The organism is Streptomyces sp. DSM 40750 (genome assembly GCF_024612035.1).
Classification (GTDB): domain Bacteria; phylum Actinomycetota; class Actinomycetes; order Streptomycetales; family Streptomycetaceae; genus Streptomyces.
On sequence record NZ_CP102513.1, the window covers coordinates 6,652,194 to 6,676,210 of the forward strand.

Genomic DNA, 24,017 nt, shown 5'->3' on the forward strand with positions numbered 1-24,017 from the left:
CGTCCGAGACACCACGCGTGCAAGACACCAGGCGTCCAACGCATCAGGCCCCCCAACGCTCCCGGGCCCTACGCCATCCACCGGTCCGGCCGAGCCTCCCGCCGCCCCGTCCGCGACCGCTCCGCCTGCGCACGCAACAGCTCAGCCGCCTCGGCCGCATCACGCAGCCGCGCGGTCACGGTCTTGTTGGCGCCGGTGTCGACGTGCACATCGGCCAGCCCTTTGTGCCGCTCCCACGGCCCCTGCGACAGCCGTACGCTCTGCACCTTCGCATGCGGCACGAGATCGAGCCGACGCCGCAACAACCCGTTCCGCGCGGCGAACACGGTGTCGTCGACGGCGAGCCCGTACCCCCGCCACCACAACGGCACGCACCACCGCGCCCGCCCCGGCGGCCGTATGAGTACCGCCGTGTCCGGCACGCTCACCCCCGGCAGCACACGCGCGATCACCGATTCGGCCACCTCGCGCGGTGCGACCGGTATCAGGACGGAGTTCGAGGACCCGGCCACGTCCAGCTCGACCCGCACCCACCCACGGCGCCGCCACAGCAGCGGTTCGACGACGCGTACGGTCTGCACGCGCCCGGGCGGGACCGTCTCGTGAGCCCGGTCGAGGAGCCCGTGGTCGATGCGGAGCCCGTCGGGGGACTCGCCCACCGTCCAGTCGTACTCCCCGACGAACCGCCCCACACTGCTCGCCCCGGCGGCGCCGAGCAGCGGCAGCCCGGTCGCGAGGACGGTCCACACGCTCCCCGTGGCGAACCACAGCACGGACGGTACGACGACCGCGGCCACCAAGGTCCCCCAGGTGGCCCCCGTCAGCACCAGCGAGACGGCGAGCACTCCTGCGGGGACCTTCAGCAGCTCCCGTACGGGTGCCTCGCCGACCTCGTGCGCGGTCTCGGGCGCGAAACCGGCGGCGCGGGCGAGGAGTTCGGCCCGCAGGGAGCGGGCGTAGGCCTCGCCGAGGTAGGCCAGCTCGTCCTTCTTGTCCGTCCCGACGACGTCGAGTTTGAGCTTGGCGACGCCCGCGATCCGGGCCAGCAGCGGCCGGGTGACGTCGACGGCCTGGATGCGTTCGAGGCGGATGTGGACGGTACGGCGGAACAACAGGCCGGTACGGATGCGCAGTTCGCTGTCGGTCACCGCGAAGTGGGTGAACCACCAGGTCAGGAAGCCGTACAGGGCGGCGGCCGGGACGAACACCGCGAGCCCGATCAGCAGGGTCGTCGTGTCGAGCCGCATGAGCTGCCGCTGCGTCCCGTCCGGATCGTGCACGGCCCACCCGATGAGCACCGCCACCGGCGCCCAGGCCCGCCGCAAGGGCGTCACCGGATGCAGCCGACGCTCGACGACGGCCTTCTCACCGGCCCTACCCGAGGCTCCTGACCCAGGCGCCCCGCTCGCCCCGCCCATGTCCATGCCCACGCCCTCGGTCTCAGGCCCCGGCTTCACGCCCGGCCCACTCACTGCCCCACTCACCGGCCCCGGCTCCGCTCCCGCTCCCACCCCCGGCTCGGACCCCGGCCCCCGCTCAGCCCCGGCCCCCGGCCCCTCAGCCCGTACGGCGTCGTCCGCGTCCCGTGTCGGCACTGTCACAGCCCTGCCGATCGGGCCTCGCCCAGCTGGGTCAGGTGGTCGCGGAGGCGTTCGGCCTCGGCAGGGTCGAGGCCCGGAATGCGCGCGTCCGTGGCGGCCGCGGCCGTGTGGAGCTGCACGCTCGCCAGGCCGAAGTGGCGCTCGACGGGCCCGGAGGTCACCTCGACCAGCTGCATGCGCCCGTACGGCACGACGGTCTCCTCGTGCCAGAGCACGCCCCGGCTGATCAGCAGGTCGTCGGCCCGTTCGGCGTACCGCCACGAGCGCCAGTTGCGGCCCAGCATGGGCCAGCCCCACAGCAGCAGGCTCAGCGGCAGCAGCGCGAAGGCAGCCCAGGGCGGGCCTGCCAGCCAGCCCAGCAGTACTGCCGTACCGACCGTGATCGGTCCGAGCCACACCACCAGCAACAGCCGCCGCATCCGCAACAGCCCGGGCGGCAGTCCGATCCAGACCGGCTCGCCCTCGGCGCGCTCGGCGCCGTCTTCCAAGGTCCCCGTCTCCATCCCGCCAGCGTACGTACGACAGACTGGGTCCATGACTCCCCCGACGGAGACCCGAGAGACGACGGTCGGTATCGGCGGTGCCGCCGAGAGCACGGACATGGTGCTCAACATCGGCCCGCAGCATCCGTCCACGCACGGTGTGCTGCGGCTGCGGCTCGTCCTCGACGGCGAGCGGATCCAGCACGCCGAGCCGGTCATCGGCTATATGCACCGGGGCGCGGAGAAGCTTTTCGAGGCGCGCGACTACCGCCAGATCATCATGCTCGCCAACCGTCACGACTGGCTCTCCGCCTTCTCCAACGAACTCGGGGTCGTCCTCGGCGTCGAGCGCATGCTCGGCATGGAGGTGCCGGAGCGCGCGGTCTGGATGCGCACGCTCCTCGCCGAACTGAACCGGGTCCTGAACCACCTGATGTTCCTCGGCTCGTACCCGCTGGAGCTGGGCGGCATCACCCCGGTCTTCTACGCCTTCCGCGAGCGCGAGGAACTCCAGAGCGTCATGGAGGAGATCTCCGGCGGGCGTATGCACTACATGTTCAACCGCGTCGGAGGCCTCAAGGAGGACCTCCCGGCGGGCTGGACCGCACGCGCGCGGGCCGCCGTCGCGGACGTCCGCTCCCGCATGGGCGTCTTCGACGACCTGGTCGTCGGCAACGAGATCTTCCGGGGCCGTACGCGGGACGTGGGCGTCCTCGCGCCGGAGACCGTGCACGCGTACGGGGTGAGCGGGCCCATCGCCCGCGCCTCCGGCGTCGACTTCGATCTGCGGCGCGACGAGCCCTACCTGGCGTACGGGGAACTCCAGGACGTCCTCAAGGTCGTCACGCGTACCGAGGGCGACTGCCTCGCCCGCTTCGAGTGCCTGCTGGAGCAGACCCACAACTCCCTCGCCCTCGCCGACGCCTGCCTCGACCGTCTCGCCGAACTCCCGCCCGGCCCCATCAACCAGCGCCTCCCGAAGGTCCTCAAGGCCCCCGAGGGTCACACCTACGCCTGGACCGAGAACCCCCTGGGCATCAACGGCTACTACCTCGTCAGCAAGGGCGAGAAGACCCCGTACCGCCTCAAGCTCCGCTCCGCCTCGTACAACAACATCCAGGCCCTCACCGAACTGCTGCCGGGCACGCTGGTGGCCGACATGGTGGCGATCCTGGGGTCGCTGTTCTTCGTGGTGGGGGACATCGACAAGTAGCGAGCAGGGGCGCGGTCAGCCGAGCAGGGGGCGAGGGCAGTCGCCGAGCGGGTCCGCGATGCCAACCGGCTGCACCAGCCACCCGAAGTCGCCCAGCCCGCCCGGCGCGGTCAGTTCGGCGGCCTCGCCCGCGCCCGCGAGGGCCCGTACGTACGCCGCCGGATCGGTGGTCGCCAGGGACAGCGGCGGGCGGCCGCCGGAGACCCCCAGGGCGCGCAGGGCGTCCCGCTGGGTCAGCAGCCGTGCCCCCGGCAGCGCGCACGCGTCGAGCGCCACATGCGCGGTGATGTCGCACGACCCGTCCGGGACCGGCGCGGTCTCCCGCCCCTCCCGGAATCCCGTGAGCGTCCCGAAGGGCGGCCGGGCACCGGCGAGGTGCGCGTAGTCGACGGCGACGGCGAGCCCCCGCTCGACCCCCGCCACGGCCGCGGCCCACGCCCGGTCCCGGGGCGTCCCGATCTCGGCCCGCAGCCCCTCCTCGGGGTCCAGCGGCCACCACCGGCCCAGCCACTCCGCATCCTCCCCGTCCACGGCCTCGCCCAGCCGCTCGCTGCCGTCCTCCCGTACGAGAACCAACCGCGCCACCCCGGCCGCGTCCACCTCGACGACTTCCACGGGCACGTTGTCCAGCCACTCGTTGGCGAACAGCAGCCCGGAGACCCCCTGGGGAGGCTCGGCGAGCCACTCGATGCGGTGATCGAGCCCGGCCGGCCGGTCGGCCAGCTCGACGGCGTACGCGCGCGTGCGCTTCGTCACATCGGAGGGCAGCGCGGCCAGCACCCCACTCACCAGCTCACCCCGCCCGGCGCCCATGTCCACGAACCCCAGCTCGCCGGGCCGCCCCAACGCCGCATCGACCCGACACAGCAACCGCGCCACGGCGGAGGCGAAGAGCGGCGACGCGTGCACGGAGGTCCGAAAATGCCCGGCGGGCCCCTCCGGCCGCCGGTAGAACCCCTCAGGCCCGTACAGGGCCTTCTCGACCGCCGCACGCCAAGGCCGCGCCCTCTTGGGGGCGCGGGGCTCTGACATGTGCGGCTTCGCCGCGTGGGCGCGACAAGCCCCACACGACCCGCAGCCGCAAACCAATCCGCCCTCCCGAGCTCGTAGGCGATCCGTCACAGCGACAGGCTAAGCGGAACAGGTAACCCGACCTCCACCTTGGGGAGTACGTGGCCCGGTCACGGATCGGCCCTCCGGTTGACCCCGGCACACACCGCACTTCTTTACGCTGGGTTACGTGCAGCGCCTCTATGACTTCCTCCGCCGGCACCCGACATGGGTCGACAGCTTCTGGGCCGTCGTCCTGCTCGGGATGACCGTGGTGGGCGGAACGATCGACCCGGACTACGCGACGGACGTGAACGAGACCGCGTTCGCCGCGATCACGCTGGCGCTCTGCCTGTCGATCGCCCTGCGGCGCCGTATGCCCGAGAAGATGCTGATGCTGGCCGCCGCGGCGGGCTTCGCGCAGCTGATCCTCGACGTGCCGAGAATCCCGGCCGACTTCGCGATGCTCGTGGTCATCTACACGGTCGCGGCGAACGGCGCCCGCTGGGCCTCCTGGTTCGCCCTGGGCGGCGGCCTCTGCGCGGCGTCGCTGGCGCAGCTGCGCTGGACGGAGGAGCAGACGAGCACGCTGGGCAACGCGGTGCTCGCGGTCGTCCTGACCGTCCCGTTCGCGCTGGCCTGGGTGCTCGGCGACTCCCTGCGCACCCGCCGCGCGTACTTCGCCCAGCTGGAGGAGCGCGCCGCCCGCCTGGAGAAGGAGCGCGAGGCGCAGGCCAAGGTCGCGGTCGCCGCCGAGCGCGCCCGGATCGCCCGTGAGCTGCACGACGTCGTCGCGCACAACGTCTCCGTGATGGTCGTCCAGGCCGACGGCGCCGCGTACGTCCTCGACGCCGCCCCCGACCAGGCGAAGAAGGCCCTGGAGACCATCTCCTCCACCGGCCGCCAGGCCCTCGCCGAGATGCGCCGCCTGCTCGGTGTGCTGCGTACCGGCGAGCACCGGGAGGTCGGCGAATACGTCCCGCAGCCCGATGTCGAGCAGATCGACGACCTCGTCGAGCAGTGCCGGGTGGCCGGTCTGCCCGTCGACTTCAAGATCGAGGGCACCCCGCGCCCGCTGCCCAGCGGTGTGGAGCTGACGGCGTACCGCATCGTCCAGGAGGCCCTCACCAACACCCGCAAGCACGGCGGCCCGAACGCCGGTGCGAGCGTCCGGCTGGTCTACTTCGACGACGGCCTCGGCCTGCTCGTCGAGGACGACGGCAAGGGCGCGCCCCACGAGCTGTACGAGGAGGGCGGCGCCGACGGTCAGGGGCACGGGCTGATCGGTATGCGCGAGCGCGTCGGTATGGTCGGCGGCACGCTGGACGCGGGCCCCCGCCCCGGCGGCGGCTTCCGGATCAGCGCCCTGCTGCCCCTGAAGCCCGCACACTGACACGGCCATGCCACACGCTGACACCTGTAACGGACACGGAAGAGGACCCCGATGGCGATCCGCGTAATGCTCGTCGACGACCAGGTGCTGCTGCGCACCGGGTTCCGGATGGTGCTGGCGGCCCAGCCGGACATGGAGGTCGTGGCGGAGGCGGGCGACGGCGTCGAGGCCCTCCAGGTGGTGCGGGGGACCGAGGTGGACGTGGTCCTCATGGACGTCCGGATGCCGAAGCTGGACGGCGTCGAGGCCACCCGCCGCATCTGCGCGGAGCCGAACCCGCCGAAGGTGCTCATCCTGACCACGTTCGACCTCGACGAGTACGCCTTCTCCGGGCTGAAGGCCGGCGCCTCCGGCTTCATGCTCAAGGACGTGCCGCCGGGCGAGCTGCTGGCCGCGATCCGTTCGGTGCACAGCGGCGACGCCGTCGTCGCGCCCTCCACCACCCGGCGCCTCCTCGACCGGTTCGCCCCGATGCTCCCGAGCACCGGCACGGAGCCCCAGCGCAAGGAGCTGGAACGGCTCACCGAACGTGAACGCGAGGTCATGATCCTCGTCGCCCAGGGCCTCTCCAACGGCGAGATCGCCGCCCGCCTCGTCCTCTCCGAGGCCACGGTCAAGACCCACGTCGGCCGCATCCTCACCAAGCTGGGCCTGCGCGACCGCGTCCAGGTGGTCGTCCTGGCGTACGAGACGGGGCTGGTACGGGCCGGGGGACAGCCCTGAGCCGCGGCGAACCGCCGGCCGAGCCCACAGGCGAGCGTGACTCCGGTGTGATCCTTGCCCACTAGGGTGCGCGCATGCTCCTGTGGATCAACGGGCCCTTCGGGGGCGGCAAGACACAAACCGCACACGAGATCCAGCGCCGGCTGCCGGGCAGCGTCATCTGCGACCCCGAGCACCCCGGCTTCGGCCTGCGTCGCATGCTCCCGCCCGAACTGCGCGCGGATTTCCAGGACCTGGCCTCGTGGCGGCAGGGCGTGGTCGAGGTCCTGGACCTCGCCCTCACTGCGCGGGACGGTGTGGTGATCGCCCCCATGACGGTCACCAACTCCGCCTACTTCGCGGAGACCGTCGGCCGCCTGCGCGAACTCGGCCACGACGTACGGCACTTCACGCTCCTCGCCGAGCGGGAGACCGTATTGAAGCGGCTGCGCGAACGCGGCTTCGGCCACCTCCTCGGGTACGTCGCCGGAAAGAAAGCCCCGCTCCGCCGCGAGAGCTGGGCCGTCGAACAGCTCGACCACTGCCTGGAACGGCTCCAGGAGCCGGAGTTCGCCGAGCATCTGTGGACCGACCACTCGACCGTCCCGAAGACGGCCGACCGCATCGCCGTCCTCGCCGGTCTGCGGCTCAGGCCGAACAACGAGAGCGCGCTGCGGACCCGGCTGCGGCAGGCGGGGGTCGGCGTACGGCACATCCGGTTCGACTGACGGCCGCGAGGCCGGCCGTCCGGCCTACCTGAGCACCCCTTCCAGGAAGTCGCTCCCCAGTCGGGCCACCACAGCCATGTCCAACTGGTGCAGTACGTACCGCCCGCGTCGTCGCATCGTGAGAAGGCCCGCCTTCTTGAGGACGGCCAGGTGCCGGGATATCTCCGGTGGCGTCATGCCGAGCATCTGGGCCAGCTCGCCCGTGGTGTACGCGCTGCGGGCGAGGTTGCGGCACAGGCGCATACGGACGGGGTGGGAGAGCGCGGTCATACGCAGGGCGAGCTGCTCGACCGAGGGCGGGGCGGCGGGCTCGGCCGCGCTCACCGGGTACTGGATCACCGGCTGCCAGCCGAACCGGTGCAGGACGGTGAGGTGGGGCCGGCCGAGGCTGGTCGGTACGAGCAGGAGGCCGCCGTCGCCGGTGTTCGTACGGCCCTCCACCAGCTTGTCCACGGTGATCCGCCCCAGGCCCTCGTCCAGGGTGATCGAGGGGGACACGGCAGCCAGCGCGTCGGCCATGCCCTTGTGCCGCAGCAGCTCGGTCTTGTGGCGGGCGTCCGCCGCGAGCGGGTGGCGCAGCCGGGACCAGGTCTCGGCGAAGAAGGCCTCGTCGCAGTCCTCCAGGAACTGCCGCAGCCAGCCCCGCACACCGGGCGGGTCCGCCAGCAGCCGCCCCGCGAACCGCAGTTGCTGCGGCCCGCGCGCGGCGGCCAGGTCCAGGGCGCGCCGACGCATCTCCGGGTCGGACAGCGGACCGGGCCGCTGCGCGTCGTACGCGTACCCGGGGGAGCAGACGAACTCCAGCCCGCCGTCGACGAACTGGTCGTCCGTCAGCTTGTCCAGCAGATCCAGATCGTCGGCGAGCGTGGCGCCCGGGAGCGTGTCCCGGCCCGGGATGCCGGCGAACGGCATGAACAGGTCCGAGAACGTCGTACGCCACAGGAAGTCCGCCTCGGTCATCCGGTCGGCGAGATGCGCGTCGAGCCGGGCGGTCACCCCCGTCACCCAGCCCTGCAGACCCGGATGGTGACCGGGCTCGGCCAGCACGTGCAGTGCCATGCCCAGCTCGGCCAGCGGCGAGGGCACGACGGCCACCTTCTCCCGCCGCAGTCCGGTGATGTCGACGCGCACGCTCATGACCACATGGTGCACCCGGCCACTGACAACGCCCCCGCCCGGATCACGGCCCCGCTTCCCACCGGGCGCCGAGTCGCCCGGCCCCTGCCCGCCTGTTCACCTACTCCCCGGCGACCTTCTCCACCAGCGCCACGAAGTCCGCGACCGCCCGCCGCACGTCCTCCGCCGTCCACTCCAGCGCCGCGGCCCGCACCTCGACCTCCGTGACGGCCAGCCCCGGCCCGCCCCGGTCCCAGGGACGGGCGAAGAGCAGCGCGTCCGTCTGCTCGCCCTGCCGGATCGCGGCCTCCGCGACGACGTCGACGTCGTACGGCAGCCAGACCTGGAACTCGTTGGTGTGCGGCTCCTCGGGGTGGACGCGGGCCCACGGGGCCCCCGCCGCCGCGAACCCCTCGCGCAGCGCGGCGGCGACCACGCGCGCGTGGCGCACGTATTCCGGCAGCCGGGGCAGCTCGCGCTCCAGGCCGAGGAGCGCCGACAGGGCGGTGGGGAACTGGTGGAAGAGCCGGCCGCCGTACCGGTGCCGCCAGGCCTTCGCCTCGTCGACGAGCGTCCTGGGGCCGGCGATCGCGGCACCGGCGTAGGCGTCGAGGGACTTGTAGAACGACACGTAGACGCTGTCCGCGAGGCCCGCGATCTCGTCCACCGGGCGGCCGAAGTGGGTCGTGGACTCCCACAGGCGGGCCCCGTCGAAGTGGACCACCGCGTCCCGCTCGCGTGCCGCCTCGACGACCTCGGTCAGCTCCTCCCAGGAGGGGAGCACGAAACCGGCCTCCCTGAGGGGCAGTTCGAGCATCAGCGTCCCGAAGGGCTCGTCGAGGCCGCGTACCTCGTCGGCGGTCGGCATCCGCGGCTCGCTCGCCAGGCGGACCGGACGCAACCCGCTGACCTGGCTGAACGCATGCCGTTCGTGCATCTCGGGATGGGCGAGCGCGTGCAGGGCGACCGTCGGGTTCCCGGTACGGGCCGCCCAGCAGCGCAGGGCCACCTGCTGGGCCATCGTGCCGGTCGGGAAGAACGCGGCCGCCTCCATGCCGAGCAGCCCGGCGGTCCGCTCCTCCAGCGCCTCGACGACCCCGTTGCCGTAGATGTCCGCCGGCTCGTCCAGGTCGTACACGTCCCCGGCCGAGTCCAGCAGCGCCAGCCGCTCCCGGACCGTCGCCAGCGCACTCGTCCGCGACAGCACCCGCCCGGCTGCCCGATGGGCGACCCGTCGCCGCTCGTAGCGCAGCATCGCCGCGGACTCCTCCGCCGCCGGTTCCCCGGCTTCCGTTGCCAGTTCCCCGGCTTCCTCCGCCGGTTCCCCCGCCTCGCAAGCCGCCCGGCCGTGTGCCTCTTCCGCCGCCTGCTCCGCCGTATCGCTCATCCTGGGATCATCCCCCCGGGCCGCCCCGTCCGGCACGTGGATTTCCCGTCCGGCGATTCGCAGGTGGCAGACGGACGCGACCTGCGGAAACCGCTCGCGGAAACCCACAGCCTGTGGACAACCGAACGTCCCTCGAACCAATCGCGTTAACATGACGAGAAATCGTCCGGTACCCGGAGCGGACTGGAACGGGAAGGCCGCCAGCGAGTGAGTACATTCCAGCAACCAGAGCCGAAGGACCGCCCCGCGCGGCTCACCGTCGGTGTCGTCGGCGCTGGCCGGGTCGGTCCCGCGCTGGCGGCGTCGCTGCAGCTGGCAGGTCACCGGCCGGTGGCCGTGTCCGGCGTCTCCGACGCCTCCAGGCGGCGGGCCGCCGCGCTGTTGCCCGAGGTGCCGCTGATGTCCCCGGCCGATGTGCTGCAGCGCGCGGACCTGGTCCTGCTGACCGTCCCGGACGACGCCCTGCCGGGCCTCGTGGAGGGCCTCGCCGAGACCGGTTCCGTACGGCCTGGGCAGCTGCTCGTGCACACCTCCGGGCGGTACGGCGCGAAGGTGCTGGACCCCGCGCTCCGGGCCGGGGCGCTGCCGCTGGCGCTGCACCCCGCGATGACGTTCACGGGGACTCCGGTGGACGTCCAGCGGCTCGCCGGGTGCTCCTTCGGGGTCACGGCCCCGGACGAGCTGCGGCTGGCCGCCGAGGCCCTGGTGATCGAGATGGGCGGCGAACCGGAGTGGATCGCCGAGGCGAACCGGCCGCTCTACCACGCGGCCCTCGCCCTGGGCGCCAACCACCTGGTGACCCTGGTCGCCCAGTCCATGGAGCTGTTGCGCACGGCCGGCGTCGAGGCCCCCGCCCGTATGCTCGGCCCGCTCCTGGGCGCCGCCCTGGACAACGCCCTGCGCTCCGGGGACGCGGCCCTCACCGGCCCCGTCGCGCGCGGCGACGCGGGCACGGTCGCCGCGCACGTCGCCGAGCTGCGCGCGCACGCGCCGGCGACGGTCGCCGGCTATCTGGCGATGGCCCGCGCGACCGCCGACCGGGCCCTCGCCCACGGCCTGCTCAAGCCGGAGCTCGCCGAGGACCTCCTCGGGGTACTCGCGGGCGGGAACGGGACCACCGGAGCCGACGGGACCGAAGGGGACGCCCGATGACCATCACCGTGCCGCGCACCGCCGACGAACTGCACGCACGCGCGCGTGCGGGCCGCCGGGCCGTCGTGATGACCATGGGCGCCCTGCACGAGGGCCACGCCACGCTGATCCGCACCGCGCGCGAGATCGCGGGCGACGCGGGCGAGGTCGTCGTCACCGTCTTCGTGAACCCCCTCCAGTTCGGCGCGGGCGAGGACCTCGACCGCTACCCGCGCACCCTGGACGCCGACGTCAAACTCGCCGAACAGGCGGGCGCGGACGCGGTGTTCGCCCCGGGCGTCGACGAGGTCTACCCCGGCGGGGAGCCCCAGGTCCGCATCACCGCGGGCCCCATGGGCGAGCGCCTGGAGGGTGCCTCCCGCCCCGGCCACTTCGACGGCATGCTCACCGTCGTCGCCAAGCTGCTCCACCTCACCCGCCCCGACGTGGCGCTCTACGGCCAGAAGGACGCCCAGCAGCTCGCCCTGATCCGCCGTATGGTCCGGGACCTGAACTTCGGCGTGGAGATCGTGGGCGTACCGACCGTGCGCGAGGCAGACGGTCTGGCCCTGTCCAGCCGCAACCGGTATCTGTCCACCCAGGAGCGCCGTACGGCCCTGGCGCTCTCCCAGGCGCTGTTCGCGGGCCGCGACCGGCACGCCGCGCAGGAGGCGCTGCGCGCGCGGGCCCGCGAGGTGCCCGCCACGCGCGCGCGTGCCGAGGCCCTGAGCGCGATCGGCGAGTCCCGCGCGGCGGCCGACGCGCACGCCATGGCGAAGTCCGCGCCCGGCGGCCCGGCCGCCGTCCGCGCCGCCGCCCGCCTGGTCCTCGACGAGGCCATGCGCATGAAGCCGCCGCTCGCCCTGGACTACCTGGCCCTGGTCGACCCGGCCGACTTCACCGACATCCCGGACGACTTCACCGGCGAAGCCGTCCTCGCCGTCGCGGCCCGGGTGGGGACGACCCGGCTGATCGACAACATCCCCCTGACCTTCGGAGCCGCCTCGTGAGCAGCACAGGCATACGCCCGCCCGTCGCCCACCACCACCCTCCGGGAGCGCCTAGCGCTCGCCCCCGCTTGCACGCGCCCGCACCGGGATGGTCCATCGCCGCCGACGTCGTGGTCGTCGGCTCGGGCGTCGCCGGCCTCACCGCCGCACTGCGCTGCGAGGCCGCCGGCCTGAACACGGTCGTCGTCACCAAGGCCCGCCTCGACGACGGCTCCACCCGCTGGGCCCAGGGCGGCATCGCCGCCGCGCTCGGCGAGGGCGACACCCCCGAACAGCACCAGGACGACACCCTGGTCGCGGGCGCCGGCCTGTGCGACGAGAACGCCGTACGCCTCCTCGTCACCGAGGGACCCGACGCGGTACGCCGCCTGATCGAGACCGGCGCCCACTTCGACGAGTCGGAGGAAGGCGGCCTGGAGCTGACCCGCGAGGGCGGCCACCACCGCCGCCGCATCGCCCACGCGGGCGGCGACGCCACCGGCGCCGAGATCTCCCGGGCCCTCGTCGAGGCCGTACGCGCGCGTGGCGTGCGGACAGTCGAGAACGCGCTCGTCCTGGACCTGCTGACGGACGCCGACGGCGGCACCGCCGGTGTCACCCTGCACGTCATGGGCGAGGGCCAGCACGACGGCGTGGGAGCCGTCCACGCCCCCGCCGTGGTCCTCGCCACCGGCGGCATGGGCCAGGTCTTCTCCGCCACCACCAACCCGTCCGTCTCCACCGGCGACGGCGTGGCTCTCGCCCTGCGCGCGGGCGCGGAGGTCTCCGACCTCGAATTCGTCCAGTTCCACCCGACCGTGCTGTTCCTCGGCGCGGACGCGGAGGGCCAGCAGCCGCTGGTCTCCGAGGCCGTACGCGGCGAGGGCGCCCACCTCGTCGACGCCGACGGCACGCGCTTCATGGTCGGCCAGCACGAACTGGCCGAACTGGCGCCCCGGGACATCGTCGCCAAGGGGATCATGCGCCGCATGCAGGAGCAGGGCGCCGAACACATGTACCTGGACGCCCGGCACTTCGGCGCCGACATGTGGGAGCACCGCTTCCCGACGATCCTCGCCGCCTGCCGCGCCCATGGCCTCGACCCGATCACCGAGCCCATCCCGGTCGCCCCGGCCGCCCACTACGCCTCCGGCGGCGTCCGCACCGACTCCCACGGCCGTACGACCGTCCCCGGTCTCTACGCCTGCGGTGAGGTCGCCTGCACCGGCGTCCACGGCGCCAACCGGCTCGCCTCGAACTCCCTCCTGGAGGGCCTGGTCTACGCCGAGCGCATCGTCGCCGACATCGCCGCGGCCCACGCCGGGAACGGCCTCCGCGCGCGCGTGCCCCAGCCCGTCCCGTACGCGGAGAAGCCCGCGCACCCGCTGCTCGGCCCGGAGATACGGTTCGCGATCCAGCGGATCATGACGGAGGGCGCCGGTGTCCTGCGCTCCGAGGCGTCCCTCGCGACCGCCGCCGCGGCCCTGGACCGGCTGCACGCGGACGCCCGCGGCGCCCTCGACGAGAACGGCAAGACCGCCGAACCCGGCGTCGACACCTGGGAGACCACCAACCTCCTGTGCGTGGCCCGCGTCCTGGTCTCCGCCGCCCGGCTGCGCGAGGAGACCCGCGGCTGCCACTGGCGCGAGGACGAGCCCGAGCGCGACGACACCGCCTGGCGCCGCCACATCGTCGTACGGCTGAATCCGGACCGGACGCTCGCCGTACACACCACGGATACCGCAGACTTCCCCCCGACCCGGCAGCACCAGCAGGAGCAGTGACAGACGTGAGCACTCCCGACCTTCCCCTCGCCCAGAGCGGCGGCTGCGGCGACGGCTGCGCCTGCGGCGCCGATGACGGCCTTGGCGAGGGCTACGACGAATACGCGGAGTGCGGGCTCGACCCCGCGCTCGCCCAGCTCCTGGCCGACGCCGGCCTCGACCCCGTGGAGGTCGAGGACATCGCCAACGTCGCCATCCAGGAGGACCTCGACCACGGCGTGGACGTGACCACGGTCGCCACCATCCCCGAGGACGCCCGGGCCACCGCCGACTTCACCGCCCGCGAGGGCGGGGTCGTGGCGGGCCTCAGAATCGCCGAGGCGGTCCTCTCGGTGGCCTGCTCCGACGAGTTCGAGGTCGAGCGGCACGTCGACGACGGCGACAGCGTCGAGGCCGGCCAGAAGCTGCTCAGCGTCACCGGCGCCACCCGTGACCTCCTCACCGCCGAGCGCAGCGCCCTGAACCTGCTGTGCCGCCTCTCCGGCATCGCGACCGCCACGCGCGCGTGGACGGACGCCCTGGAGGGCACGAAGGCGAAGGTGCGCGACACGAGGAAGACCACGCCGGGCCTCAGGTCCCTGGAGAAGTTCGCGGTCCGCTGCGGCGGCGGGGTCAACCACCGCATGTCCCTCTCGGACGCAGCGCTGGTCAAGGACAACCACGTGGTCGCCGCGGGCGGCGTCACCCAGGCCTTCAAGGCCGTGCGCGAGATGTTCCCCGAGGTGCCCATCGAGGTCGAGGTCGACACCCTCCACCAGCTGCGCGAGGTCGTCGACGCGGGCGCCGACCTGATCCTCCTGGACAACTTCACGCCGGTCGAGTGCGAGGAGGCCGTCGCGATCGTCGCCGGCCGGGCCGCGCTGGAGGCCTCGGGCCGCCTGACGCTGACGAACGCCAAGGCGTACGCGGACACGGGCGTCGACTACCTGGCCGTCGGGGCCCTGACCCACTCGTCCCCGATCCTGGACATCGGCCTCGACCTGCGCGCGGCCGAGTAGAGCGGGGACGGGTCATGCTGCTGACGATCGACGTGGGCAACACCCACACCGTCCTCGGTCTGTTCGACGGCGAGGACATCATCGAACACTGGCGCATCTCCACGGACGCGCGCCGCACCGCCGACGAACTGGCGGTCCTCCTCCAGGGCCTCATGGGCATGCACCCGCTCCTCGGGGAGGAGCTGGGCGACGGCATCGACGGCATCGCGATCTGCGCGACCGTCCCGTCCGTCCTGCACGAGCTCCGCGAGGTGACCCGCCGCTACTACGGCGACGTCCCGGCCGTCCTCGTCGAACCCGGCGTCAAGACGGGCGTGCCGATCCTCACCGACAACCCCAAGGAGGTCGGCGCCGACCGCATCATCAACGCCGTCGCCGCCGTCGAGCTGTACGGCGGCCCGGCCGTCGTCGTCGACTTCGGTACGGCCACGACGTTCGACGCGGTCAGCGCGCGCGGCGAGTACGTCGGCGGCGTCATCGCCCCCGGCATCGAGATCTCCGTCGAGGCCCTCGGCGTCAAGGGCGCCCAGCTCCGCAAGATCGAGGTCGCCCGCCCCCGCAGCGTGATCGGCAAGAACACGGTCGAGGCCATGCAGTCCGGCATCGTCTACGGCTTCGCCGGCCAGGTCGACGGTGTGGTGAGCCGCATGGTCCGCGAACTCGCCGACGACCCCGAGGACGTGACGGTCATCGCGACGGGCGGCCTGGCGCCGATGGTCCTCGGCGAATCCTCGGTGATCGACGAGCACGAGCCGTGGCTGACCCTGATCGGGTTGCGGCTGGTGTACGAGCGGAACGTGTCGCGTCTCTGAGGAGGGTTCGCCCCCCCCGCCGCAGGTTCGTCGTGGTTGCCCGCGCGGTTGCCCGCGCCCCTTCAGGGGCGCGGGCAACCAAGATCCCCCCACGCGGGTGGAACCCCGGCGCCACGCGCCGTCGGCGCATCTCTTTTGTCTGATTAGCGCGTATCGTCGCCGCATGCCCACGCCCCACGGAACCCGCGGCGGCATGGCGTTCGGCGCTGACGAGCTGCGTGTGCTCCGTCGTGCCCTCGCCCTCGCCCTCAATCCCGGTCCCGCCTCCGCGGAGGAGGTGCAGGACTGCCTCCGGCTCGCCGAGTCCGTCGACGAGGCGGCCCGCGAGGACGCCCGTCTGAGGGCCTTCCTGCTGGCCGACCTCGCCCGCTACCGCGCCGCGCTCCCCGGCACGGTCACGGGCTACGCGGCGCTCCTGAAGGAGGCCCTGGACGCCGGGTACGCCCCCCACCCGGACGACCTCGCCGCGTTGCGCGCCCTGCACGGCCACCCGGCCGCCGCGGCCCTCCTGGCGCGTTGCCGCCCCCTCGTCGGACAGGACGTGCGCGCCCGCTTCACGGGGCGCCCGGCCACGCCGGTGGTCGTCGTCCCGGCCTCCCGCGGCGGCTCCGGCGCCCGTTCCCGGCTCCGGCTCACCGCCCTCCCCGGTGGTCTGGCGGAGAGCGTCACGCGCGCGCGTGACGCTGCTGGAGAGCCGGCCGAGCAGAAGCCCGCCCGGCCGTCCCGTCCCGCCCAGCCCGCCGACAAGCCGGGCCCGGTCCGGCGTCCCGACGCCCCGGACCCGGCCCGCCGCCCCATCCCCACCCCCGGCGAGGTCTTCCCGCCCAAGCGGAAACCGGCCGCCCCGCCCGGGAAGCCGCCCCAGCAACTGGCCGCCGTCTAGCCCTGGCTACCCTGGACGCATGGACTACGTCTCCGCGCTGCTGCCCCCCTTCGTGATGGCCGTGCTGTTCATCAGCGTCATCAGGGTGATCGTGAAGACCCAGGGCGGCCCCAACAAGGCCAAGGAGGACGCGGTCGTCGACGCGGCACTCGCCCGCGCGGAGAACGCCCGCCAGGCCACCGACACCCGCTCCAAGGGCACCGGCGTCTGACGCGACGCGGCCCCATCGGCGTACGACTCGTGTGTTTTTCGAGTCGTACGCCCTTTTTGATCTCTTTTTCCGGATATTGTACGGAACTGTGCCTCGCCCATTGGGAGAACTCGAAGACGCGGTCATGACGCGGGTGTGGAAGTGGAACCGCCCGGTGACCGTTCGGGAAGTCCTGGAAGACCTTCAGCGGGAACGGACCATCGCGTACACCACGGTGATGACCGTTCTGGACAATCTCCATCAGAAGGGCTGGGTGCGCCGTGAGTCCGAAGGCCGGGCCTATCGATATGAGGCGGTCTCCACTCGCGCCGCCTACGCGGCCGCACTGATGAACGAAGCCTGGTCGCAGAGCGACAACCCCGCGGCCGCTCTCGTCGCCTTCTTCGGGATGATGAGCGAGGAACAGCGACAGGCGCTCACCGACGCCGTACGCATCGTGCAAGGCCCCGAGCCCGTCAAACCCGAACCGGCCGCGCCCGCCGCCCCGGCCGTCGAAACCCCTGTTGAAACCGTCGGCGAATCCGTCGAATCGTCCGGTGAAACACAGGGGACCCCCGGCGAATCCCCGGATCTCCCCGGGCGATAGCGTCCGCTCATGCCAGCAACGAGTCCCGAAGTCACCGCAAAAGCCATCACCGTCAGGCGGGCTCGGACCAGCGATGTCCCGCACGTGCGCCGCCTCCTCGACTCGTACGTCCAGCGCCGCATCCTGCTCGACAAAGCGACGGTCACGCTTTACGAGGACATCCAGGAGTTCTGGGTCGCGGAACGGGACGACAACGCCCAGGTCGTCGGGTGCGGGGCGCTGCACGTCATGTGGGAAGACCTCGCGGAAGTCCGTACTCTCGCGGTGGACCCGGACGCCAAGGGTCTCGGTGTCGGTCACCAGTTGCTGGAGAAGTTGCTGCACACCGCTCGCTGGCTGGGTGTTCGCCGCGTTTTCTGTCTGACCTTCGAAGTCGAGTTCTTCGCGAAGTACGGCTTCGTGGAGATCGGTGAGACCCCGGTCGACACCGATGTCTACGCGGAGCTGCTGCGTTCCTATGACGAGGGCGTCGCGGAGTTCCTCGGTCTCGAACGAGTGAAACCGAACACCTTGGGCAACAGCCGGATGCTTCTGCATCTGTGATCGCCGACGGATCGTCAAGGAACCTCAAGGAACCTCGGGGATCGTCAAGGATCGTCAAGTCCTATTCCGGTGAGGGTCGCCTTGCCCGGGTGCCCTATGTCCGAAACGCGCATGTTTCCGGTCTTCCCCGGGCTCCTCGCCCTCTCCGCAGCCTCTCCTCGGTCTCTCCCAGGGGTTTGTGTTTTTCCAGGAAAAGCGGTTTGCTTTCCGACGTACTGCAGTACTGCATATAACAGGGGACGTGAAACAGCGGCGCGTGCCGCAGGCCCTCGGCCCTGAAGTTATCGATGAAAGGAAATCCGGTGGCACAGAAGGTTCAGGTCCTTCTTGTCGACGACCTCGACGGCGGCGAGGCGGACGAGACCGTGACGTTCGCGCTGGACGGCAAGACGTACGAGATCGACCTCACGACCGCCAACGCGGACAAGCTTCGCGGCCTTCTCGACCCCTACGTCAAGGGTGGTCGGCGTACCGGAGGCCGTGCTGCGGGCGGGCGTGGCAAGGCTCGCGCCGCTTCCGGCGGCAGCCAGGACACCGCGGCCATCCGCGCCTGGGCGAAGGAGAACGGCTACGAGGTCAACGACCGCGGCCGTGTCCCCGCCTCCATCCGCGAGGCCTACGAGAAGGCCAACGGCTGAGATTCCGACGGCCCGGTGCTCGCGCGCCGCAGCCGGACGCGGTGGCAGTGCGTCGCCACCGTGTCCACCACTCGCACGAGGTCGGGGGCGCCCCCACCGCCCCCCAACGCCGACATCGTCGGCAGCGAGGGTTCCACCTCGCGCCCCGGCTCGGGGGGCCGCAACCATTCGGCGGCCCCCTGTGATCCGGCCTCCCGCAGCACACCTCCGAGCCTTCCGGCCCCGTCCGGAGGCGTCGGTGCCGCCATGAGACCGCCCGTTCCGACGGCAGTGAGGTCCAGGTCGAGGCCGCCCCAGTCCAGCCACTCCAGCAGACCCGGCAACTCCTCCGCGCTGCCCGCCGCGACAAGGAGCCGCATCCGCCCGCCGTGCAGGGCCACCGGTGAACCGGGTCCCGGAATCGGGCCCAGATGTCTGAGCGCCGCGATCCCCGCCTCCGCCGGTACGTCGAGCACATCGAAGCGCAGGCCCGTAATCACATGTACGGGCGTCCCGGGCACGGTCGCCCAGCCGAGGTCGTTCTCGTACCACCGCCGCACCGCGTCGCACGGGATGTCGCCCGGAACATCGCGCGAGACGGCACCCGAGATGTCGCTCCGGTCGAACCGTCGGCGGGGAAGGGGGACGATGGCCATGTCAGGAGCAACCGTGCGAAGAGGCCCAGAGTTACGCTGGGTATGGGTGCGGATGCGAAGAGTGCCGGGAAAGGGGGTGTTCCGCGGTGTGTGGTGACGCAAGGATGTTCGCCCTTAGCGGAGGGAACCGGTGCATCCGGCATGGAGTGTCAGTGCCTGCGGGTAAGACATCCCTAGTGGGAGGGGGCGACACGCAGAAAAGGCGGTCTCGCGTTCGCCATCGGCGTACTGATGGTGAGGGTAACCACCTGGCCTGCGGGAACATCGTCTCGCACCATCGGGTTGGAGCAGATGTCGGCGTTCGGGGTCAGGAGGCCAAGGACGGTGTCGGCAGTTGGAATGAGCGGTCCCCGCTTGCGGGACTAAGCTGCGGAAGGACAGGGAGGGGAGCGTCCCCTTACTGCCTGACCGCTCTGAGGAGCGATTAACGATGTTCGAGAGGTTCACCGACCGCGCGCGGCGGGTTGTCGTCCTGGCTCAGGAAGAAGCCCGGATGCTCAACCACAACTACATCGGCACCGAGCACATCCTCCTGGGCCTGATCCACGAGGGTGAGGGTGTCGCCGCTAAGGCCCTGGAGAGCCTCGGGATTTCGCTCGAGGCGGTCCGCCAGCAGGTGGAGGAGATCATCGGGCAGGGGCAGCAGGCCCCGTCCGGGCACATCCCCTTCACCCCCCGTGCCAAGAAGGTCCTGGAGCTGTCGCTCCGCGAGGCCCTTCAACTGGGCCACAACTACATCGGCACGGAGCACATTCTGCTCGGCCTGATCCGCGAGGGCGAGGGCGTCGCCGCCCAGGTCCTGGTCAAGCTGGGCGCAGATCTCAACCGGGTGCGGCAGCAGGTCATCCAGCTGCTCTCCGGTTACCAGGGCAAGGAGACCGCCACTGCCGGCGGCCCCGCCGAGGGCACCCCCTCGACGTCCCTGGTCCTCGACCAGTTCGGCCGGAACCTCACTCAGGCCGCTCGTGAGTCCAAGCTCGACCCGGTCATCGGGCGCGAGAAGGAGATCGAGCGGGTCATGCAGGTGCTGTCCCGCCGTACGAAGAACAACCCGGTCCTGATCGGTGAGCCCGGCGTCGGCAAGACCGCCGTCGTCGAGGGCCTCGCCCAGGCCATCGTCAAGGGCGAGGTGCCCGAGACCCTCAAGGACAAGCACCTCTACACCCTCGACCTCGGCGCGCTGGTCGCCGGCTCCCGCTACCGCGGTGACTTCGAGGAGCGCCTGAAGAAGGTGCTCAAGGAGATCCGCACCCGCGGCGACATCATCCTGTTCATCGACGAGCTTCACACGCTGGTCGGTGCGGGTGCCGCCGAGGGCGCCATCGACGCGGCTTCCATCCTGAAGCCGATGCTGGCCCGCGGTGAGCTGCAGACCATCGGCGCCACCACGCTGGACGAGTACCGCAAGCACCTGGAGAAGGACGCGGCCCTGGAGCGCCGCTTCCAGCCCATCCAGGTCGCCGAGCCCTCGCTCCCGCACACCATCGAGATCCTCAAGGGTCTCCGTGACCGGTACGAGGCGCACCACCGCGTCTCGATCACGGACGAGGCCCTGGTGCAGGCGGCGACGCTCGCCGACCGGTACATCTCGGACCGCTTCCTGCCGGACAAGGCGATCGACCTGATCGACGAGGCCGGTTCCCGGATGCGTATCCGCCGGATGACCGCGCCGCCGGACCTCCGCGAGTTCGACGAGAAGATCGCCGGTGTCCGCCGGGACAAGGAGTCCGCGATCGACTCGCAGGACTTCGAGAAGGCCGCCTCCCTGCGCGACAAGGAGAAGCAGCTCCTCGCCGCGAAGGCCAAGCGGGAGAAGGAGTGGAAGGCCGGCGACATGGACGTCGTCGCCGAGGTCGACGGCGAGCTGATCGCCGAGGTCCTCGCGACCGCCACCGGCATCCCGGTCTTCAAGCTGACCGAGGAGGAGTCCTCGCGTCTGCTCCGCATGGAGGACGAGCTCCACAAGCGGGTCATCGGCCAGATCGACGCCGTCAAGGCGCTGTCGAAGGCGATCCGTCGTACACGCGCGGGCCTCAAGGACCCGAAGCGTCCCGGTGGTTCGTTCATCTTCGCCGGCCCGTCCGGTGTCGGTAAGACCGAGCTGTCCAAGGCGCTCGCCGAGTTCCTCTTCGGTGACGAGGACGCGCTGATCTCCCTCGACATGTCGGAGTTCAGCGAGAAGCACACGGTCTCCCGTCTCTTCGGTTCGCCCCCCGGATACGTGGGCTACGAAGAGGGCGGCCAGCTGACGGAGAAGGTGCGGCGCAAGCCGTTCTCGGTGGTCCTCTTCGACGAGGTCGAGAAGGCTCACCCGGACATCTTCAACTCGCTGCTGCAGATCCTGGAGGACGGTCGTCTGACCGACTCCCAGGGCCGGGTCGTGGACTTCAAGAACACGGTCATCATCATGACGACCAACCTCGGCACCCGGGACATCTCCAAGGGCTTCAACCTGGGCTTCGCGGCCTCGGGTGACAAGAAGACCAACTACGAGCGCATGAAGAACAAGGTCTCGGACGAGCTCAAGCAGCACTTCCGGCCCGAGTTCCTCAACCGTGTCGACGACGTGGTCGTCTTCCCGCAGCTGACGCAGGAGGACATCCTCAAGATCGTCGACCTGATGGTCGGCAAGGTCGACGAGCGCCTGAAGGACCGGGACATGGGCATCGAGCTCTCCCAGTCCGCCAAGGAGCTGCTGTCCAAGAAGGGTTACGACCCCGTGCTGGGCGCCCGGCCGCTGCGCCGGACCATCCAGCGCGAGATCGAGGACACCCTCTCCGAGAAGATCCTCTTCGGCGAGCTGCGCCCCGGCCACATCGTGGTCGTGGACACCGAGGGCGAGGGCGAGACGGCCACCTTCACCTTCCGGGGTGAGGAGAAGTCGGCCCTGCCGGACGTCCCGCCGATCGAGCAGGCGGCCGGTGGCGCCGGGCCCAACCTGAGCAAGGACGCGTAACCGCTGCGCTCGGCTTGAGCGGAAGGGGCTGCCCCCCGGGACTTCGGTCCGGGGGGCAGCCCCTTTTTTATTTCCGGCTGGGGTTCCGGTCTGCCGGCCGTGGTTCCGGTTCGGAGAACGGCGTCGGTCTTCTCGATGGCGGGAGTCGTCGGGAGGAGCCCGAGGACCTGTCGGGTACGTCGGTGACCTCGGGCGCGGGATGAAGGGTGACGTGGCGCAGCCGGTCGCGCCCCGTTGACGCGCAATTCCGTGAGGGCGGGCATCCGGGACTTCTCCGCGAAGTCCTCGGGGTGCGCTTTTTCGGGAGCTTGGCGAGGCTGAGCCGCTTCACCGAGTGCATACGGCTGAGGCCGCGCAGGCCGGTGAACCGCAGTGCTCCCTTGGTGAATCGCAGATAGTCCAATGTCAGGCCGGGGGGGAAGAGCTTCGTCGAGAGAATCGACGTGGAGAGGGAAACCCAGGTCGAGCGCCTCCAAGGGGGTTGGCGCCGTGAGCGAATGCGGGGCGCCTGGTTTTTCCGGACCGGGCAGGGAGTCCAATGCCAGCCAGATGAGCGGGATTTCGGTGAGCGGAGACAGGATCCGCACCGGCTTGTCGACCAGACCCGCACCCGGCCCTCCTGCACGAACGGGTTCTTGATCAGCGGCGTTATCCGGCTCGACGACAGGCGGATGCCTATCGCTGACGCTTCCACTTCTTCCTCAGAGGCCATGGCGGCTCTCGAACGACGTACGATCGCTGTTCGATCAGGGAGGGGATCATTTCCAACATGTCCACAGAGATACGGGGGAGCGCGACTCGGGTCGCGCTGTTGGCGGTTGTGGTGTCGGCCGCGGGAATCGCGTTTCCGGCGACGGCGGTGGCGGCAACGTGCGCCACGGGGGAGTGGACGGCGAAGTACTACGCCAACACGTCCTTCAAGGGGACACCGAAGAAGACCGTCTGCGACAAGGCGATCAGCGAGAACTACGGCACCGGCAACCCGGCAGGCGTCACCCTGCCCAAGAACGATTTCGGCGTCCGCTGGAGCGTGACGCGGGACTTCGGTTCCGGCGGGCCGTTCAGCTTCAAGGCGTCCGCGCAGGACGGCATCCGGGTCTATCTCGACGGCAAGCAGAAGATCAACATCTGGGGCGACGCGTCCTCGACCCGGTCCAAGACCGTCAACCTGACCGTCCCCAGGGGCAGGCACACCATCCGCGTCGACTTCGCGGCGTTCACCGGCAAGGCCAACGTGGCGTTCGGCTACGCGCCGCGCACCTCGGCCTCGGTCGACAAGGTCAAGCCGCTGAGCCCGGCCGGGCCGGCCGCCACGTACGACACCGGTACTTCCAAGACCGCGCTGACGTGGAAGAAGAACGCCGAGCTCGACCTGGCCGGATACCGCGTCTATCGCGCCGGCAAGCTGGTGAGCGGCAGCGCGCCGCTCACCAGGCCGACGTTCACCGACAGCACGCCGGCGACCGGAAGCGTGTACGGCTACACGGTCAAGGCCGTGGACAGGGCGGGCAACGTGTCCGCCGCGTCGGCCACGGTGAAGGTCACATCCGTGGACCGGACGGCTCCGGCGATCCCCTCGGGTGTGGTGGTCGGCTACTCCGAGTTCGGCGGTTACTCGACGATCAAGTGGGACGCCGTCGCGGCCTCCGACCTCGCCGGTTACGACGTCTACTACCGGCAGGGCGCGAACGACGCCTGGGCCAAGGCGAGCGGGAGCACGCCGGTGACGGGGACGTCGTTCACCGACTTCGGTGGGGTCGGCTCCTTCACGTACGCGGTTGTCGCCGTGGACAGGACCGGCAACGCGTCGGCCCAGTCCGCAGGGGCGGTCGCCGAGCCGGAGGTCCTGCTGTTCAAGCCGATCGGGGTCAAGGCGACCAGGACCGCTGCCGGTGGCGTCCACCTGACCTGGACGGCCAACCCCGTGCGGGGTGCGTCGTACAACGTCTACCGGACCAATGACAACCCGATGAGCGGCGCACGCTGGACGAAGCTGGGCACGGTCGGCGGAGGGGCCCCCGCCTTCACGGACACCTCGCCGGTCGTCGGCGTGTCCAACACGTACGTCGTCACCGCCGCGGACGGCTCGGGCAACGAGAGCGAGGGCAGCGACTTCGTCACCGTGGTCTCCGCGGAATGACGGGGCTGAGATTCAGGCAGTAGGGGCTGCCCCGGAGCA

General features: G+C 71.3%; 22 protein-coding genes. 16 read left to right on the top strand and 6 right to left on the bottom strand.

From position 1 onward, the window contains the following. Nucleotides 1-68: 68 nt before the first annotated feature. Nucleotides 69-1,418, bottom strand: coding sequence for a PH domain-containing protein (locus JIX55_RS29635; RefSeq protein WP_257569515.1), 1,350 nt, complete (start codon nucleotides 1,416-1,418; stop codon nucleotides 69-71). Nucleotides 1,419-1,597: 179 nt separating this feature from the next. Continuing rightward, complete coding sequence (locus JIX55_RS29640) at nucleotides 1,598-2,104, bottom strand: PH domain-containing protein (protein WP_257566310.1); 507 nt, start codon at nucleotides 2,102-2,104, stop codon at nucleotides 1,598-1,600. 31 nt (nucleotides 2,105-2,135) lie between these two features. On the opposite strand from JIX55_RS29640, the gene JIX55_RS29645 reads away from it, so the two are divergent. Next, nucleotides 2,136-3,296, top strand: a complete 1,161-nt coding sequence (locus JIX55_RS29645; RefSeq protein ID WP_257566311.1) for an NADH-quinone oxidoreductase subunit D — start codon at nucleotides 2,136-2,138, stop codon at nucleotides 3,294-3,296. Nucleotides 3,297-3,311: 15 nt separating this feature from the next. Here JIX55_RS29645 and JIX55_RS29650 read toward each other — a convergent pair whose 3' ends face one another. Next, nucleotides 3,312-4,328, bottom strand: coding sequence for an SAM-dependent methyltransferase (locus JIX55_RS29650; protein ID WP_257566312.1), 1,017 nt, complete (start codon nucleotides 4,326-4,328; stop codon nucleotides 3,312-3,314). Nucleotides 4,329-4,536: 208 nt separating this feature from the next. On the opposite strand from JIX55_RS29650, the gene JIX55_RS29655 reads away from it, so the two are divergent. The 3 genes from JIX55_RS29655 to JIX55_RS29665 all read left to right on the top strand — a co-directional run bounded on the left by JIX55_RS29655 (nucleotide 4,537) and on the right by JIX55_RS29665 (nucleotide 7,169). Beyond that, nucleotides 4,537-5,739 (top strand): sensor histidine kinase, encoded by a 1,203-nt coding sequence (locus tag JIX55_RS29655; RefSeq protein WP_257566313.1) that lies wholly within the window; start codon nucleotides 4,537-4,539, stop codon nucleotides 5,737-5,739. A 51-nt stretch (nucleotides 5,740-5,790) separates the two neighbouring features. After that, nucleotides 5,791-6,462 carry a response regulator transcription factor gene (locus JIX55_RS29660; RefSeq protein ID WP_257566314.1) on the top strand — a complete coding sequence of 224 codons (672 nt, stop codon included), beginning with the start codon at nucleotides 5,791-5,793 and terminating at the stop codon, nucleotides 6,460-6,462. A gap of 74 nt (nucleotides 6,463-6,536) precedes the next feature. Further along, nucleotides 6,537-7,169 carry a zeta toxin family protein gene (locus JIX55_RS29665; protein ID WP_257566315.1) on the top strand — a complete coding sequence of 211 codons (633 nt, stop codon included), beginning with the start codon at nucleotides 6,537-6,539 and terminating at the stop codon, nucleotides 7,167-7,169. Between the two features lie 24 nt (nucleotides 7,170-7,193). Here JIX55_RS29665 and JIX55_RS29670 read toward each other — a convergent pair whose 3' ends face one another. Then, complete coding sequence (locus JIX55_RS29670) at nucleotides 7,194-8,306, bottom strand: DUF5937 family protein (RefSeq protein WP_257566316.1); 1,113 nt, start codon at nucleotides 8,304-8,306, stop codon at nucleotides 7,194-7,196. 100 nt (nucleotides 8,307-8,406) lie between these two features. Beyond that, the gene (locus tag JIX55_RS29675; RefSeq protein ID WP_443046557.1) at nucleotides 8,407-9,672 is read right to left on the bottom strand and encodes a threonine aldolase family protein; all 1,266 of its coding nucleotides are present in this window, start codon (nucleotides 9,670-9,672) and stop codon (nucleotides 8,407-8,409) included. Nucleotides 9,673-9,879: 207 nt separating this feature from the next. Here JIX55_RS29675 and JIX55_RS29680 point away from each other — a divergent pair, with 207 nt between their 5' ends. The 10 genes from JIX55_RS29680 to JIX55_RS29725 all read left to right on the top strand — a co-directional run bounded on the left by JIX55_RS29680 (nucleotide 9,880) and on the right by JIX55_RS29725 (nucleotide 18,247). Continuing rightward, complete coding sequence (locus JIX55_RS29680) at nucleotides 9,880-10,824, top strand: Rossmann-like and DUF2520 domain-containing protein (RefSeq protein ID WP_257566317.1); 945 nt, start codon at nucleotides 9,880-9,882, stop codon at nucleotides 10,822-10,824. Then, entirely contained in the window at nucleotides 10,821-11,813 is a 993-nt protein-coding gene (panC, locus tag JIX55_RS29685) for a pantoate--beta-alanine ligase (protein WP_257566318.1), read from the top strand. The genes JIX55_RS29680 and panC overlap by 4 nt, the downstream gene beginning before the upstream one ends. A gap of 11 nt (nucleotides 11,814-11,824) precedes the next feature. Next, complete coding sequence (locus tag JIX55_RS29690; RefSeq protein ID WP_257569517.1) at nucleotides 11,825-13,576, top strand: L-aspartate oxidase; 1,752 nt, start codon at nucleotides 11,825-11,827, stop codon at nucleotides 13,574-13,576. 5 nt (nucleotides 13,577-13,581) lie between these two features. Next, a complete protein-coding gene (nadC, locus tag JIX55_RS29695; protein WP_257566319.1) occupies nucleotides 13,582-14,574 on the top strand; it encodes a carboxylating nicotinate-nucleotide diphosphorylase in 993 nt (330 codons plus the stop codon). A gap of 14 nt (nucleotides 14,575-14,588) precedes the next feature. Continuing rightward, the gene (locus JIX55_RS29700; RefSeq protein WP_257566320.1) at nucleotides 14,589-15,386 is read left to right on the top strand and encodes a type III pantothenate kinase; all 798 of its coding nucleotides are present in this window, start codon (nucleotides 14,589-14,591) and stop codon (nucleotides 15,384-15,386) included. A 193-nt stretch (nucleotides 15,387-15,579) separates the two neighbouring features. Beyond that, nucleotides 15,580-16,269 (top strand): hypothetical protein, encoded by a 690-nt coding sequence (locus JIX55_RS29705; RefSeq protein ID WP_257569518.1) that lies wholly within the window; start codon nucleotides 15,580-15,582, stop codon nucleotides 16,267-16,269. Between the two features lie 19 nt (nucleotides 16,270-16,288). Next, nucleotides 16,289-16,480: a hypothetical protein gene (locus JIX55_RS29710; RefSeq protein WP_257566321.1), complete on the top strand. Its 192-nt coding sequence runs from the start codon at nucleotides 16,289-16,291 to the stop codon at nucleotides 16,478-16,480. A gap of 124 nt (nucleotides 16,481-16,604) precedes the next feature. After that, the gene (locus JIX55_RS29715; RefSeq protein WP_443046729.1) at nucleotides 16,605-17,066 is read left to right on the top strand and encodes a BlaI/MecI/CopY family transcriptional regulator; all 462 of its coding nucleotides are present in this window, start codon (nucleotides 16,605-16,607) and stop codon (nucleotides 17,064-17,066) included. A gap of 9 nt (nucleotides 17,067-17,075) precedes the next feature. After that, on the top strand, nucleotides 17,076-17,609 hold the full coding sequence (locus JIX55_RS29720) for an amino-acid N-acetyltransferase (protein ID WP_257566322.1): 534 nt from the start codon (nucleotides 17,076-17,078) through the stop codon (nucleotides 17,607-17,609). Nucleotides 17,610-17,911: 302 nt separating this feature from the next. Next, on the top strand, nucleotides 17,912-18,247 hold the full coding sequence (locus JIX55_RS29725) for a histone-like nucleoid-structuring protein Lsr2 (RefSeq protein ID WP_033524724.1): 336 nt from the start codon (nucleotides 17,912-17,914) through the stop codon (nucleotides 18,245-18,247). Here the strand turns inward: JIX55_RS29725 and JIX55_RS29730 are convergent. Beyond that, nucleotides 18,226-18,882, bottom strand: a complete 657-nt coding sequence (locus tag JIX55_RS29730; protein WP_257566323.1) for an SCO3374 family protein — start codon at nucleotides 18,880-18,882, stop codon at nucleotides 18,226-18,228. The genes JIX55_RS29725 and JIX55_RS29730 overlap by 22 nt on opposite strands. A gap of 430 nt (nucleotides 18,883-19,312) precedes the next feature. On the opposite strand from JIX55_RS29730, the gene JIX55_RS29735 reads away from it, so the two are divergent. Both JIX55_RS29735 and JIX55_RS29740 read left to right on the top strand, forming a co-directional pair. Then, nucleotides 19,313-21,838 (top strand): ATP-dependent Clp protease ATP-binding subunit, encoded by a 2,526-nt coding sequence (locus tag JIX55_RS29735; protein WP_257566324.1) that lies wholly within the window; start codon nucleotides 19,313-19,315, stop codon nucleotides 21,836-21,838. Between the two features lie 769 nt (nucleotides 21,839-22,607). Further along, a complete protein-coding gene (locus JIX55_RS29740; protein ID WP_257566325.1) occupies nucleotides 22,608-23,978 on the top strand; it encodes a fibronectin type III domain-containing protein in 1,371 nt (456 codons plus the stop codon). Nucleotides 23,979-24,017 lie beyond the last annotated feature (39 nt).

What these genes read in the sequence shown, in the direction of transcription:
- JIX55_RS29635 (WP_257569515.1), bottom strand. Translation starts at nt 1,418, where the DNA reads ATGGGCGGGGCGAGCGGGGCGCCTGGGTCAGGAGCCTCGGGTAGGGCC.
- JIX55_RS29640 (WP_257566310.1), bottom strand. Translation starts at nt 2,104, where the DNA reads ATGGAGACGGGGACCTTGGAAGACGGCGCCGAGCGCGCCGAGGGCGAG.
- JIX55_RS29645 (WP_257566311.1), top strand. Translation starts at nt 2,136, where the DNA reads ATGACTCCCCCGACGGAGACCCGAGAGACGACGGTCGGTATCGGCGGT.
- JIX55_RS29650 (WP_257566312.1), bottom strand. Translation starts at nt 4,328, where the DNA reads ATGTCAGAGCCCCGCGCCCCCAAGAGGGCGCGGCCTTGGCGTGCGGCG.
- JIX55_RS29660 (WP_257566314.1), top strand. Translation starts at nt 5,791, where the DNA reads ATGGCGATCCGCGTAATGCTCGTCGACGACCAGGTGCTGCTGCGCACC.
- JIX55_RS29665 (WP_257566315.1), top strand. Translation starts at nt 6,537, where the DNA reads ATGCTCCTGTGGATCAACGGGCCCTTCGGGGGCGGCAAGACACAAACC.
- JIX55_RS29670 (WP_257566316.1), bottom strand. Translation starts at nt 8,306, where the DNA reads ATGAGCGTGCGCGTCGACATCACCGGACTGCGGCGGGAGAAGGTGGCC.
- JIX55_RS29675 (WP_443046557.1), bottom strand. Translation starts at nt 9,672, where the DNA reads ATGAGCGATACGGCGGAGCAGGCGGCGGAAGAGGCACACGGCCGGGCG.
- panC (WP_257566318.1), top strand. Translation starts at nt 10,821, where the DNA reads ATGACCATCACCGTGCCGCGCACCGCCGACGAACTGCACGCACGCGCG.
- JIX55_RS29700 (WP_257566320.1), top strand. Translation starts at nt 14,589, where the DNA reads ATGCTGCTGACGATCGACGTGGGCAACACCCACACCGTCCTCGGTCTG.
- JIX55_RS29705 (WP_257569518.1), top strand. Translation starts at nt 15,580, where the DNA reads ATGGCGTTCGGCGCTGACGAGCTGCGTGTGCTCCGTCGTGCCCTCGCC.
- JIX55_RS29710 (WP_257566321.1), top strand. Translation starts at nt 16,289, where the DNA reads ATGGACTACGTCTCCGCGCTGCTGCCCCCCTTCGTGATGGCCGTGCTG.
- JIX55_RS29715 (WP_443046729.1), top strand. Translation starts at nt 16,605, where the DNA reads ATGACGCGGGTGTGGAAGTGGAACCGCCCGGTGACCGTTCGGGAAGTC.
- JIX55_RS29720 (WP_257566322.1), top strand. Translation starts at nt 17,076, where the DNA reads ATGCCAGCAACGAGTCCCGAAGTCACCGCAAAAGCCATCACCGTCAGG.
- JIX55_RS29730 (WP_257566323.1), bottom strand. Translation starts at nt 18,882, where the DNA reads ATGGCCATCGTCCCCCTTCCCCGCCGACGGTTCGACCGGAGCGACATC.
- JIX55_RS29735 (WP_257566324.1), top strand. Translation starts at nt 19,313, where the DNA reads ATGTTCGAGAGGTTCACCGACCGCGCGCGGCGGGTTGTCGTCCTGGCT.
- JIX55_RS29740 (WP_257566325.1), top strand. Translation starts at nt 22,608, where the DNA reads ATGTCCACAGAGATACGGGGGAGCGCGACTCGGGTCGCGCTGTTGGCG.